Source organism: Paenibacillus sp. PAMC 26794, from assembly GCF_000316035.1.
In the GTDB taxonomy this organism is placed as follows: Bacteria; Bacillota; Bacilli; order Paenibacillales; family Paenibacillaceae; genus Paenibacillus.
In genome coordinates this window covers 63914-76426 of the sequence record NZ_ANHX01000007.1, presented here as the reverse complement: position 1 = coordinate 76426, position 12513 = coordinate 63914, and the positions used below count along the sequence as shown (strand labels likewise).

At 47.4% G+C, this 12513-nt stretch carries 15 protein-coding genes; 3 read left to right on the top strand and 12 right to left on the bottom strand.

Translation table 11 applies throughout. The features are described 5' to 3' along the window. Positions 1-14: 14 nt before the first annotated feature. From spoIIIAF to spoIIIAA, 6 genes are read right to left on the bottom strand one after another with little or no spacing between them, the layout of a single operon-like run. Positions 15-845 carry a stage III sporulation protein AF gene (gene spoIIIAF, locus D829_RS0104190; RefSeq protein WP_017687588.1) on the bottom strand — a complete coding sequence of 277 codons (831 nt, stop codon included), beginning with the start codon at positions 843-845 and terminating at the stop codon, positions 15-17. Positions 846-876: 31 nt separating this feature from the next. Then, positions 877-2067, bottom strand: a complete 1191-nt coding sequence (gene spoIIIAE / locus D829_RS0104185) for a stage III sporulation protein AE (protein ID WP_017687587.1) — start codon at positions 2065-2067, stop codon at positions 877-879. Between the two features lie 20 nt (positions 2068-2087). Continuing rightward, positions 2088-2477 carry a stage III sporulation protein AD gene (gene spoIIIAD / locus D829_RS0104180; protein ID WP_017687586.1) on the bottom strand — a complete coding sequence of 130 codons (390 nt, stop codon included), beginning with the start codon at positions 2475-2477 and terminating at the stop codon, positions 2088-2090. Between the two features lie 32 nt (positions 2478-2509). Then, the gene (spoIIIAC, locus tag D829_RS0104175) at positions 2510-2713 is read right to left on the bottom strand and encodes a stage III sporulation protein AC (RefSeq protein WP_017687585.1); all 204 of its coding nucleotides are present in this window, start codon (positions 2711-2713) and stop codon (positions 2510-2512) included. Positions 2714-2742: 29 nt separating this feature from the next. Further along, positions 2743-3261: a stage III sporulation protein SpoIIIAB gene (gene spoIIIAB / locus D829_RS0104170; RefSeq protein ID WP_017687584.1), complete on the bottom strand. Its 519-nt coding sequence runs from the start codon at positions 3259-3261 to the stop codon at positions 2743-2745. Further along, on the bottom strand, positions 3254-4258 hold the full coding sequence (gene spoIIIAA, locus D829_RS0104165; RefSeq protein WP_017687583.1) for a stage III sporulation protein AA: 1005 nt from the start codon (positions 4256-4258) through the stop codon (positions 3254-3256). The genes spoIIIAB and spoIIIAA overlap by 8 nt, the downstream gene beginning before the upstream one ends. Before the next feature lie 263 nt (positions 4259-4521). Here spoIIIAA and D829_RS30385 point away from each other — a divergent pair, with 263 nt between their 5' ends. Continuing rightward, complete coding sequence (locus D829_RS30385) at positions 4522-5271, top strand: 2-phosphosulfolactate phosphatase (RefSeq protein ID WP_017687582.1); 750 nt, start codon at positions 4522-4524, stop codon at positions 5269-5271. A gap of 86 nt (positions 5272-5357) precedes the next feature. Here the strand turns inward: D829_RS30385 and D829_RS0104155 are convergent, their stop codons facing one another. The 5 genes from D829_RS0104155 to D829_RS0104135 form a co-directional block, all read right to left on the bottom strand. Then, complete coding sequence (locus tag D829_RS0104155; RefSeq protein WP_017687581.1) at positions 5358-6611, bottom strand: aspartate kinase; 1254 nt, start codon at positions 6609-6611, stop codon at positions 5358-5360. A 190-nt stretch (positions 6612-6801) separates the two neighbouring features. Further along, complete coding sequence (efp, locus tag D829_RS0104150) at positions 6802-7359, bottom strand: elongation factor P (RefSeq protein ID WP_017687580.1); 558 nt, start codon at positions 7357-7359, stop codon at positions 6802-6804. Positions 7360-7649: 290 nt separating this feature from the next. Next, complete coding sequence (locus D829_RS0104145) at positions 7650-8723, bottom strand: Xaa-Pro peptidase family protein (protein WP_017687579.1); 1074 nt, start codon at positions 8721-8723, stop codon at positions 7650-7652. A gap of 39 nt (positions 8724-8762) precedes the next feature. After that, complete coding sequence (gene aroQ, locus D829_RS0104140) at positions 8763-9206, bottom strand: type II 3-dehydroquinate dehydratase (protein WP_017687578.1); 444 nt, start codon at positions 9204-9206, stop codon at positions 8763-8765. 76 nt (positions 9207-9282) lie between these two features. Next, positions 9283-9861 (bottom strand): YqhR family membrane protein, encoded by a 579-nt coding sequence (locus D829_RS0104135; protein ID WP_017687577.1) that lies wholly within the window; start codon positions 9859-9861, stop codon positions 9283-9285. Between the two features lie 213 nt (positions 9862-10074). Between D829_RS0104135 and D829_RS0104130 the strand changes: the two genes are divergently transcribed. Then, entirely contained in the window at positions 10075-11067 is a 993-nt protein-coding gene (locus D829_RS0104130; protein ID WP_017687576.1) for a DUF1385 domain-containing protein, read from the top strand. Between the two features lie 5 nt (positions 11068-11072). Further along, positions 11073-11405: a hypothetical protein gene (locus tag D829_RS0104125; RefSeq protein WP_017687575.1), complete on the top strand. Its 333-nt coding sequence runs from the start codon at positions 11073-11075 to the stop codon at positions 11403-11405. Between the two features lie 62 nt (positions 11406-11467). Here the strand turns inward: D829_RS0104125 and D829_RS0104120 are convergent, their stop codons facing one another. Next, positions 11468-12469, bottom strand: a complete 1002-nt coding sequence (locus D829_RS0104120) for a patatin-like phospholipase family protein (RefSeq protein ID WP_017687574.1) — start codon at positions 12467-12469, stop codon at positions 11468-11470. Positions 12470-12513: the final 44 nt, after the last annotated feature.

Genomic DNA, 12513 nt, shown 5'->3' with positions numbered 1-12513 from the left:
GGACCCCCTCCTTCTCAGAGCACTTCAGCACTTTTTGGTTCTGTGACTTGAACGTTGTTTGCATCAACATCCCACTTTGCAGTCAACAATGTAATAATCTGTACCGCATGTTCGGACCTTGTGGATGTCTCGCCTTGCTGCTTCGTCTTATCTGCCTGATCACGTATAACAGGCTCGGAAGACGCTTCATTCCCATCACGCTGCCCTTTACTCACATCAATCTGTACATCAGGCACTTCAATCTGCCCAACCTGGATGGGCTGTTGTGTTTGAGGTGATTTATCCTTCTCCGCTTCTGTGTCCGTTCCAAAAATGGGTTGTGTATTTGCAGGAACTTCTTGCTGCCCTGCCTTCACTTCTCCTTCTGCACCCTCTCCGGCCATCTCGACCAACACACGCTGGATCACAGGCAGTTCGACTGATGAGGCAGCTTCCATCTCGGTTTCATATTTACTCATGGTCAGCTGTACCTCTACGGACCGCACCCTCGCTCCGGTTGTTTCTTCAATCTGGCCTTTCATGACATTAGCCAGTTCTTTCGCTGTCCATTGTAAGGATTGTTCCTGTTCATTGGATTGCAACCGCTTGCCCTGAGCCAATATCTGTTCGAGTGTTGCATTCCCATCCGCTGGGGCATCCATTGCCGACATTGCCCGTTTCAGTTCGCCAACCGGATCACTTTTGAGGAGCTTGGTTATGGGTGATAAAAGGGTCAGCAGGATGAGAAGGCTCAGCACAAGCTTGGCATAACGTTCCATGGATCGATTGGGCAACAGCATATCCACAAAAGTCGCCAGCAGAACGATCATAATCAATTCCTGGAGCCAGTTGCTCAGCCACCCCATCCTTTCCATCCCCTTTCTTGCCAACATACATTCAGCGCATCATGACCGTCAGATTGCCCGCGGTCAGCAGGATGGTGATTGCCAGGAAAAACATCAGCCCGACGGCTGCGAGCGCCGCAAATACGTAGATCATGCTCTTGCCGATGGCTTGCAGGCATCCTACAATCGGGGTGTCTCCTAGCGGTTGCATAATGGCACCGGTAATGTTGTATATCAAGGCAAGAGCCAGGATCTTGAGTGCCGGAAAGGCACATAGAAACAAAATGATGATCACCCCGGTGAGTCCAATTGCATTTTTGACAAGTAAAGAAGCTGTAATTACCGTATCCGTCGCATCCGCAAAAGTTCTGCCCACGACAGGAACAAAGTTGCCTGCGATGTATTTAGCTGCCTTCAGGCTGACTCCATCCGCTACCGATCCCGATGCTCCCTGAACCGAGATTACACCCAAAAACATCGTCAGCAGGATACCCAGCAGTGCCACACTAATATTGCGCAGGAGGTCTGCCAGCTGTGTCAGCTTGTACTTGTCAGACAATGAACTGACGAGATGCAAAACAGCTGAGAAGAAGAGTAACGGGAATACCAGCAAGTGAATCAAAGTACTCACCAGATGAATCATGAAAATGATGAGTGGATGTGTAACCGAGACGGTGATGACATTACCCATGGACGCAAGCAGTGTGAATAACAAGGGAACCATGGCCATCATGAAGTTGATCATGCCGGTTATAGCATCCTTGGCGTATCCAATCGCCACACTGAAGCTGTTGATTGCAATGATGATGATGACCATATAACAGATGGAATAGGCGATTTTACTAATATTATTTTTCTCAAATGCAGTCTGAAGTGTCTCCAGAATCATGCTGAGTACACTTAACATCACAATCGTGACCAGAAGTTTGCCATTATATAAAATTTCATGCAGCATGAAGGTTCCTATCGCTACAAACACCGATTTCAGGCTGAACCCTTCATTGCCGGGGATTAACATATCCATGAAGGAAGGGGTCTTCCCATCCGGGAAGAAACCACCGTATTGTTGCATCAGTTGATCCCAGTATTTCTCCACCTGATCCTTGGGAAGCTGATCGGCCTGCTGCTGCATCCACTCACCGGAAGGCGAGCTTGCAGTAACCTGTCCCAGGATACCAAACAGAAAACAGAGCATCAGCACAACCGTAAGGCGCCACTGCGGCTTATGATGCATTGATTTCATATGAAGTCCGCACGCCCTTTCTACACCGGCATCAGCTTCATGACGGTTTCGATAATAATGCTGATGATCGGTATAGCAAGTACAAGGATCAGCACCTTACCAGCCAGTTCGATCTTGGACGCGATGCTTTCCTGGCCTGCATCCCTGACAATCTGTGCGCCAAATTCAGCGATGTACGCTATGCCAATAATTTTCAGCACCGTTTTCAGATAAATACTTTCCATGCCTGAATTCTCGGCAAGCCGCTTCAACACCTCGATGACTGCACCGATCTTACCAATCAACAACATGAAGATGACAATGCCGGTCGCGGCGGCAATCAGAAAGGCAAACATCGGTTTCTGTTCCTTAATGACCAGAATGAGCACTGTTGCGATCAGCGCCAAACCTACAACTTGGATAATTTCCACAGGTCACCACCATCCGGCTTCATGACCGTTTTTCATTGAAAAAGAAATATCGATTTGATCTCTTGTAGCAGGCTGTCCAGCATACGGACCACCATGAACAATACAACGACAAATCCGATTACGGTCACCCAGTGAGCCATATCTTCCTTTCCCATTTGTTTCAGTACCGTGTGAATCATGGCGATGATGATTCCGATACCCGCAATTTGAAAGATTGCGTTCACTTCTAGATTCATGACCTTGGCACCTCACTATCCCGGCTATTTCAGAAGATCAGAATGACGATTAACGCTCCGACAAGCATCCCGAGGCTTCGGCTCATTCGTTCATATTTCATTTGATCGGCCTGGGCACGGGATTCCTCATGCATTAGTTGTTGAATGGCTAACGATATATGTTTGGTCTGATCCTGACGGTCACTTGTGCCAAGGCTGAAGCTTAATTGCAGCATGACTTCCCGCTCGTCAGCCTTCATGGCCGATCTTCCCCACGCCAGATCCACGCCTGACTGTAGACTTTCCCGGGCAGTGAGTCCATGAGGAGGTTCCATCTGTGTGGCTGCATGAAGGAAAAGCGTCTTTACAGGTTCTTTGGTCTGTGCTCCCATCTTGCTCATGGCATCAGGAAGGGGAGTGAGCCCATAGTTAATCTCCGTCATTAGTCGCTGGAGGGCTGCAATGAGTTCTCGCAACTGTCTCGGTCTTAATGCATACTGTCTGGCCTTGTAAAAACCGGCGAGGGTGCTGGCTAACAGAATAATTACCGCACCAAACATGTTAACCAAAGGCTTCACCTCCTGCCCCGGTCTGCTGCAACCCACGCATTTTGCCATCAGCCAGCCGAAAGATCATGCCCCGGCTCGTCCGTTGCAGCTGGACATAACGTTGAAACATCTGCTCCGTAATTAAGGTTCTGAGGGCGGGTCTGGCCGACAGCTCTGATAGGTCACGGCCATGCGCAGTCGCAATCACTGAGACTCCTGCATGCAGGGCTTCCATCACCGCCTCGGCATCCTCCGGACGACCGATCTCGTCCACAATCAGGACATCGGGCGACATGGAGCGAAGCATCATCATCATGCCCTCAGCCTTCGGACAACCGTCCATCACATCTGTTCGGGGACCTACGTCGAAGCCAGGTACTCCTTTGTAGCTACCAGCGATTTCGGACCTTTCATCCACAATGCCCACTTTCAGACGCGGACGTATTCCCTGAACCAGTTCAGTTCCGCCTGTAAGCTTTGTACCACTGCTAAGTTGTCTCGCCAGATCTCGCAGCAACGTCGTTTTCCCTTGTTGTGGTGGTGATAGGATCAACGTGTGGAGGACCTGTCCGCTCTTCATATCGAGAAGATAAGGAAGGATACGATCAGCCACTCCATGTACCTCACGGGCTACCCGAACGTTAAACCCGTTGATGTCACGCAGGTATTCGACACGCCCACCGCTCAGTACGGTTCTTCCAGCAAGCCCGATTCGATGTCCCCCAGGTATGGTGATGAACCCTTTGCGCAGTTCCTCTTCCAATGTATAAAGTGAATGGTTACTGATCAGGTCCAGCAACCTGTGCGTCACTTCTTTTTGAGGAACATACGCTTCTTCAGGATTCCCGGTCGGACAACCTTGAGGTGTCAGGAAGTGGTATGTGTTGCCTGCATTAATCTCCAGGGGTCTGCCTTCACGAATACGTACTTCCTCCACTTGTTCCAATAGAGCGGGTGGCATTCTTCCAAGAATGGTTCGGATCGGTTCCGGAAAAAGTTCCCTCCAGTTCACCTTCATGAGTAGGCTCCTCCAACCTTGAGATCATATGGTTCACACTTCTGGCGCTTGTTCATATCTCAAGTTTATGCCTGTACATTTAATTTATGACGCTGAAATCTATCAATTCTTCAGAATACGGTTGAGAGTTGAAACCATAGATCCACCTTCTGTTCTAGGCACCCGTCTAGATGTGCATGCATATAGTAATTGCAGATAGGTAAGTTCCATTTCGGTTCAAAACAGAACTACCGATCCCCAGATACAGAAAGGAGTTGTGGGGAGTGCGAGTTGATGTCGTTGGCAATGTGAATGAAGTACGTACCATTGATATTGCAGGGCGAAGTGCAGTTGTCATTGATGTATTATGTACGACCAGTACGATTGTTACGGCTCTGGCGTATGACGCTTCGGCTGTGATTGCCGTAGAGACCGTTCCTCAAGCCAAACAAATGGAAGTGAAAGATTGCATTCGAGGCGGGGAGCGTTTTGACAAAAAAATCACCGGATTCGAAGTGGGGAATTCCCCCTATGAATATATGACTGCAGGCATTGCAGATAAAACAATCATTCTAACCACAACCGATGGAACCCGAGCTTTGATTAAAGCTTCCAGGGCGAAACATGTACTAGCTGGATCATTTCTCAATGTCAGGGCTGTCGCAGCAGTTCTTTGCCAACTTCAACGAGATGTATTGCTGTTATGTGCGGGGAATCAGGATGAATTTGCACTGGAGGACGCCTTGTGTGCTGGATGTATCATCGACGAACTGCACCGTCAATCCTGTTCTCCCCTCCAACTAAACGATCTCGGCATAGTACTTCATCAGACGGTATCCCAATGTCAGGAGAGCATCCCGGAGCTGGTGCAGGGATCTGTTAGCGGGCGTAGGCTTGAAAAGTTAGGCAGAGTTCATGATATTTCGTATTGTTCTCAATTAAACTTGCTGGATTGTGTTCCCGAGATGGGGGAGGGGAACCTCATGCAACCTTATAAAGGCATACGCGGCGGAAAGATGTTTAAGTTGATGTGAGAATTACTATGAGAAAAACAAAAAAAGGTGTACTGCTGCCCGTTGGCAACAGTACACCTTTGCTAATTTACATACATAGAAAATACTTATCTGCGATCTTGAGGTCCACCGATAACGGCTTGTTCGGCAGTGTCGAGATCATATGCTGTATGCAATGCCTTAATGACGTCATGCAGCTTATCTCCGTCAATGACACAAGATACTTTGATCTCGGAAGTGCTCACCATCTTGATACTCACGCCTTCAGCGGAAATGACTTTGAACATCTTCGCAGCTACACCTGGGTGACTGACCATGCCTGCGCCAACAATGGAGATTTTAACGAGGTTCTCCTCAGATGTGACTTCACGGTAAGGCAAGCGGCTGTGAAGGCCTTCAATGACACGTAATGCGTTCTCACGATCAGACAGCGCCACAGAGAACGAGAAGTCCGCTTTGCCATCCATCACTCCGCTCTGAACGATAATGTCCACATCCAGCTGTTCGGATGCAAGAGAGCCAAACACTTCGGCCAGAACTCCTGGTACGTCCGGCACACCCAGGATACTGATGCGAGCCACATTTTTGTCATAGGCAATACCACTAACCACTACGCCTTGTTCCATTGCTGCTTCCTCCTTCACAACCGTTCCTTCATTATGGTTAAAGCTGGATCTTACGATTAAAGGTACACCGGAATGCTTCGCGTACTCTACTGCACGCGGATGCAGCACCGCTGCTCCCAAATTAGCAAGTTCCAGCATTTCGTCATAGGATATTTCCTTCAGCTTGCGCGCAACCTTAACGATCCGCGGGTCCGTAGAGTATATTCCGTCTACATCCGTATAGATCTCACACGCATCAGCCTTAATTGCTGCCGCCAGCGCTACAGCTGTTGTATCCGAACCACCACGACCCAGCGTTGTGATCTCGCCGTCTTCCGTCATGCCCTGGAAGCCTGCAACAATAACAATGTTGCCCTCGGCAAGTGCTGCATTCACACGGTCAGGTTGAATATCATGAATACGTGCTTTTCCGTGAACCGGCTCTGTGCGGAATCCCGCTTGCCAGCCCGTAAACGATACTGCCTTACGTCCAAGCGCTTGAATAGCCATCGATAACAAAGAGATCGAAATCTGTTCTCCTGTCGTTAAGAGCATATCCATCTCACGAGCAGGCAAATCACTATTCAGTTGTTTTGCCTGATCAATCAAATCATCTGTTGTATCCCCCATGGCCGAAACCACGACTACACACCGATGTCCTTCATCAGCTTTTTTTACAACACGTCCGGCTACACGCTTCATGCGTTCTGTATCTCCGACCGAGCTGCCCCCAAATTTCATGACGTACAATGACAACGCAAATCCACTCCCTACCTTGTGCAGTATGCATAATTAATGTCCATCGTCATTATTCTCTACGAGAAATGACTTTAACCCAGTATATTACGAAAGCGTCTTATAGGCTAATCTTTTTTCGAAAAAACCCTCCGCCAAAGGATTGGCAAAGGGTTGTTAATACCGTTTATTAGCTTACAGCTTGTGAAAGTTACGCACGGGAAGAGTATTTACCTTCACGTGTGTCAATCAGGAGAACGTCACCTTCGTTAATGAACAAAGGAACCTGTACATTCAAGCCTGTTTCCACTTTTGCATTTTTGGTAGCGCCTTGTGCAGTGTTACCTTTAACACTTGGCTCAGTCTCGATGACTTTCAACTCAACGCTTGTTGGCAAGTCAATTCCGAGAATTTCACCTTGGTAGCTAACAATCTTAACGACCATGTTTTCTTTCAGGAAGTTCAATTCCCATTCCAGTTGATCACTAGTCAATGTGAACTGATCATATGTTTCGTTATCCATGAACGTGTGCTCTGTACCGCTTGCATACAGGTAGGATACGCCGCGGTTTTCGATGATGGCACGACCAATCGTTTCGCCTGCACGGAATGTTTTTTCAACGGTGTTACCGTTACGCAGGTTTTTCAATTTGGAACGTACAAAGGCAGCGCCTTTACCTGGTTTAACGTGTTGGAAATCAAGCACGGTATAGATATCGTTATCTACTTGCACGGTCAAGCCTGTTTTAAAATCGTTTACTGAAATCACAAAAAATCCCTCCTGATATGGTTAAAAAGTAGGTGATATAAGACGATGGGTTAATGTTATATGTAAAATGAGTCCAAGAAAGGCCACCTCGTTCAATTCGATTGCAGTACCATCCTCCGATCGCTGTTATCCCCAGATTTTTTTGATCCCATCATCAATGGGAAAATCCGGTGATAAAGGCGAACGCTTCGCTTCTTCAGATTGGTTCTGCACTCTCCGTTATGGTGAAATTTCTTATTTTCAATTTAAATAACACATTAAAAATCGTCTTATATCCCTGTGGCTGTAATTTAGCCGATTACGGTGAACTTTTTGTCCGACTTCGTGAGAATATGAATACCCGTCTCGGTAATCACTACGTCATCCTCGATACGCACGCCGCCAAGCCCGTCAATATATATACCCGGTTCAACAGTAACAACCATACCCGGTTTCAACACATCGTCGCTAAGCTTGGACAAGCGAGGAGCTTCATGAACTTCCATACCCAGACCGTGGCCTGTGCTGTGTCCGAATTGATCTCCATATCCGTGACCTGCAATGATATCACGAGCCAATGCATCTGCTTCCCGTCCGGTCATACCCGGTTTCAGGTTCTCCAGCGTATGTAACTGAGCTTCCAGTACAATGTCATAAATTTTGCGCAGTTCAGGTACAGGTGAACCTGTTGCAATGGTACGTGTCAGATCTGAACAGTATCCGTCCAAAAGTGCACCAAAGTCAAATGTAATTAACTCATTCTGTCCGATGACCTTGCTGCTCGCTACACCGTGAGGCATAGCAGAACGTTCACCCGATGCTACAATGGTGTCAAACGAAGAGGACGTTGCTCCATGCTTGCGCATGAAAAACTCCATCTCCAGATCCACTTCACGCTCCGTCATACCTGGTTTTGCAAACTGCAAAACGTGGCTGAACGTGGCATCCGCCAGATCTGCTGCTCTCTGCATGACCGCAATCTCATCTTCATCCTTGAACATACGAAGTTGTTCCACGATCCCGGATACAGCTTTCAGTTCGATAGATTGAAGTGCTTCAGCATAAGCAGCATGTGTGCCGAATGTAACACTATCCTGCTCGAAGCCAACTTCTTTGATATTCGCCGATGCCAGCAGTTCGCGCACCGAATCCATTGGCTTAGCTCCATGCTCAACTACGGTGAATCCTTTGGCTTGCTGAGGTGCTTGTGACATATAACGGAAATCAGTCAGCAGATATGCATCCTGTTCCGTAATCAGCACATATCCCGCCGAGCCTGTAAAACCCGTCATATAACGACGGTTAATCGGGTTTGTAATCAGCATTGCAGTGAGTTCATGCTCACGCATGGCTTCACGCAACTTATTTACTCGTTTGTTTTCCATCGGTAACCCTTCTTTCTCTCACATTCCCGGGTTCCCGGCTCAGGTTTGTTTGTCCAGATGACGCACAAGAGCCAGCAATCCCAGTTCATAGCTTACTTCGCCAAATCCGGCAATCTGCCCGATTGTTTCCGCTGCAATCACTGAATGATGTCTGAACGCTTCGCGTGCATGAATGTTGGATAGATGTACTTCCACTGTAGGGACTTTTACAGCATTGATTGCATCACGTATAGCATAGCTATAATGGGTAAATGCTCCGGCATTCAGTATTATTCCGTCTGCCTCACCCAACGCTGCATGAATGCGGTCAATGATGTCCCCTTCATGGTTCGATTGATAAAAAGCGATGGAGACGCCAATTTCATCAGCCTGTCTGCGAATTTTGTCCTCAATATCCTTCAGACTAAGCGTTCCATAGATGCCCGGTTCGCGTACACCAAGCATGTTCAGGTTCGGACCATTGATCACAATAATTCGTTTCATCGCTGCTCCACCCTCTCTGCAAATAACCATCTGCTATTTTAACACAGGCATTGCCGGATTGAGAAGCTTTTTTGCGCTATGCCCCCGCTTGCTCCGGCTCGCGTTTGCGTTCGTCCGTGTACTCCATGGCTACCGTGTAACCAATGAACAGCCCCCATAGCAAAAAGAAACAGAGTTCCGTGATGATTGAATCCCACGTTAAACCGTTCAAAGGTTTCATCATCCCCAGTTTTGGTCCTACAAGTATAAAGAGAATCAGCCACCAGACGATTCCATAAACCATGCCGGGTAACGGCCCTTTCAGTTTTCTAATCGTGAACGTGTATAGCAAGGATGCCAAGATGGAAAAGACGATAAAAAACAGCCAGCCTGTCAAATGTCCTGCTGCGGTATATATATATTCATGTTTGAAAAAAGGCTCGGCCAGAAATCCGACAGGTACAATCGTAAAATGCAACAGATAGAATAGCCAATGTAGCCCACCCCAGATAAAACCGGCAAAAAAGCCAAGCTCTAACGCAAAGGAAAATGGCTTCGTGTAGTAGTGTGCTTGACCTTGCCTCTGGGTAGGGCGCCTGCCCTTGTCTTTTTGCTGCCGCTCATTGGGACGTTGACCTTCATCTTGTGATGTATTTTCATGCTTACGTTCTGTCATCGATATTCTCCTTCATTCCGTTGATAATCCCGCATTATGCCTCTAATTTCCGCTCCGATTCTACGAGGTAGTATGTTCAAAACAGGACAATCTTAACAACATCCTTCAAGGTTTGACTCACAAACTAGAAATTGGTCTTAAAATTCGATACAATAGGGTTATTAAACTGCCTTTGATCGCGAAGGCCTAGAACAGAATAGGAAGGTGAATAATTTGCCTCAACAATCCAAGCCTGTCAGCTATGGGGGGCAAGCTGTCATTGAAGGCGTAATGTTCGGTGGGAAACATGTCAACGTTACAGCTGTTCGTAGAAAAGACGGCGAAATTACGTATCTGGAAGTTCCCAAGCAAGACAAGTCCTGGGTCACGAAATTGCGGCGGATTCCTTTATTACGCGGAATTGTCAGCATTATAGATTCAAGTGTCAAAGGTAGCAGACATCTCAATTATTCTGCTGACGCCTATGCTGATGATGAACTGGAACCGGAAGAGAAAGCCAAGCAAAAAGAGAAAGAAGGTTCGGGCTGGAGCCTAAGCATGATCATTGGTGTGACCGCCGTCGCCATCCTTTCATTCCTTTTTGGTAAAGTTGTGCTCACATTGCTTCCTGTTGTTATCGAGAATTTTCTATTCAAAAATGCATTCGACAATCAGTTTTTGCATAATTTACTGGAAGGCGGCATTAAGCTGATCCTGTTACTCGCCTATCTGTGGTTAATCTCACAGACGCCGATGATCAAACGTCTCTTCCAGTATCATGGAGCGGAACACAAAGTAATCAGCGCACATGAAGCTGGTGAAGAACTGACACCGGAGAACGTGCAAAAGTACAGCCGACTGCACTACCGCTGCGGAAGCAGCTTCATTATGTTGACTGTCATTATTGGAGTGTTTCTATACTCCCTCTTCACGTACGATAACCTCTGGGAACGGATGGGCCAGCGTTTGCTGTTGTTGCCTGTTGTACTGGGCATTTCTTTTGAGCTGTTAAAGCTCACGAATTCAGTACGTGATATTCCTGTACTGCGTTATCTTGGATACCCGGGATTGTGGCTGCAATTGCTGACAACAAAAGAACCGACCAACGAACAGGTAGAAGTATCCATTGCTTCGTTTAACCGTATGCGTGAGTTGGATGCCAAGCTTGCCAATGTCTCTGCTATGTCAGAAGTACCTGTTGCAACACTCGATCCTGTGAAAGGGTGAATGATATGAACAAGCAGGCAATCTTATTTTGGACGTTCATCGCACTAGCTGCTGTTGGAGTCTTGACTTGGCTGGGGAACGCTAGTCCATCTAGGATCATAATTCCTCTGGTCGTGTTCGGAGCCGTATTCCTGCTGTACAAATATCCGCCTCGTCGCTGGGCACAAAAAGCCAAATCACCAAAGATTAAGCCATCGGCACGAACCATGGCGAAAGTCAATGCACAGTCCAGTGCCAGAAAGAGCAGCGGCTCTTCAAAGAAACGCAAGGATTATCCTTTCCAAGTGATTCAGGGACAAAAAGGGAAAAGCGATGAAGATATACCGAAATTTCACTAAAAGCTACTGAAACATACAAAAAAGCAGTTCTCCCAACATGCGGAGAATTGCTTTTTTCGCGTTTATACAGGAATCAGAGGGGGAGCTTCTGCCTGTTTCTTGCGCAGTTCTTTTCTTTGTTTGTCCAGCTGTTCACCATACATTTTCGTATTCCACCCATTGAAAAATTCGCTCCCTGCGGTTGCGCCTGATCGATATAAGGCTGTGCTGTCCTGTACCGATAAATGAAATTGCGTTGGTTTAATCCCAAGCGTTGGTATCTTCACTGTACGAAACCGGTTAATCTGTTCGATGTAACGTTCATCATGTGCTGTGAGCATCGTCTCTACAAGGGCCTGAAGCATGCTTAGCGGTCCTTTAATCCGGGCAGGTTCCACTTCCGTCTTACCTACCATTTTGAACCCGACAACCGGAATAACGTCTCCTCCTCGTTCCGAACGATCACCATCGAAGAGCCACAACGGAAAATTGCTAAGCAATCCACCATCCACGACATACACAAACTGATCTTGAAAAGGAAGTCCTTTGGAGAATACTGGTGATTTTCGTATGACTACCGGATCGAAAAAATACGGGATACTGCAACTCATACGTACCGCCTTTGCAACATCCAGCTTCGCAGGGTCAATGCCGAACCTCCGAATATCGTCTGGTAGCACCAGAATGGTCCCATTGGATATATCAGATGCGGTAATAAGCAACTTACCTTGTGGCAAGTCAGCAAATGTGCGAATCCCTTTCTGCTCCAGCATCTTGCGAATCCATGATTCCAGCGCCTCCCCCGAATACAAGCCTTTCTTCAAGAACAGCCTTGCCGCAGGTCCGATCCATCGGGTATTAAATATGGGGGAACGACGCAGCAATGAAACAAAGGGGGTATTCTCAATAATGACTTTCATCTCCTCGGCCCTGTAACCGGCCGCTAGCAGAGCAGCTACAATGGAACCGGATGATGTGCCTGCCACTCGATTAAACTGAATGCCGCAGTCTTGAGCACCCTGTACAGCACCCGCAAGCGATATTCCCTTGACGCCTCCACCTTCAAACACCGCGTTAATTAACACAACAAAACCCCCGTTCTCCAGGCAGCCACGTTTCTACTGCCACT

Bases quoted from the DNA above. Each gene is read 5' to 3' on its own strand.
- D829_RS0104125 (WP_017687575.1), top strand. From the start codon at position 11,073: ATGAACAAGCAGGCAATCTTATTTTGGACGTTCATCGCACTAGCTGCT.
- spoIIIAE (WP_017687587.1), bottom strand. From the start codon at position 2,067: ATGAAATCAATGCATCATAAGCCGCAGTGGCGCCTTACGGTTGTGCTG.
- spoIIIAC (WP_017687585.1), bottom strand. From the start codon at position 2,713: ATGAATCTAGAAGTGAACGCAATCTTTCAAATTGCGGGTATCGGAATC.
- spoIIIAA (WP_017687583.1), bottom strand. From the start codon at position 4,258: ATGAAGGTGAACTGGAGGGAACTTTTTCCGGAACCGATCCGAACCATT.
- D829_RS0104135 (WP_017687577.1), bottom strand. From the start codon at position 9,861: ATGACAGAACGTAAGCATGAAAATACATCACAAGATGAAGGTCAACGT.
- aroQ (WP_017687578.1), bottom strand. From the start codon at position 9,206: ATGAAACGAATTATTGTGATCAATGGTCCGAACCTGAACATGCTTGGT.
- D829_RS0104145 (WP_017687579.1), bottom strand. From the start codon at position 8,723: ATGGAAAACAAACGAGTAAATAAGTTGCGTGAAGCCATGCGTGAGCAT.
- spoIIIAF (WP_017687588.1), bottom strand. From the start codon at position 845: ATGGGGTGGCTGAGCAACTGGCTCCAGGAATTGATTATGATCGTTCTG.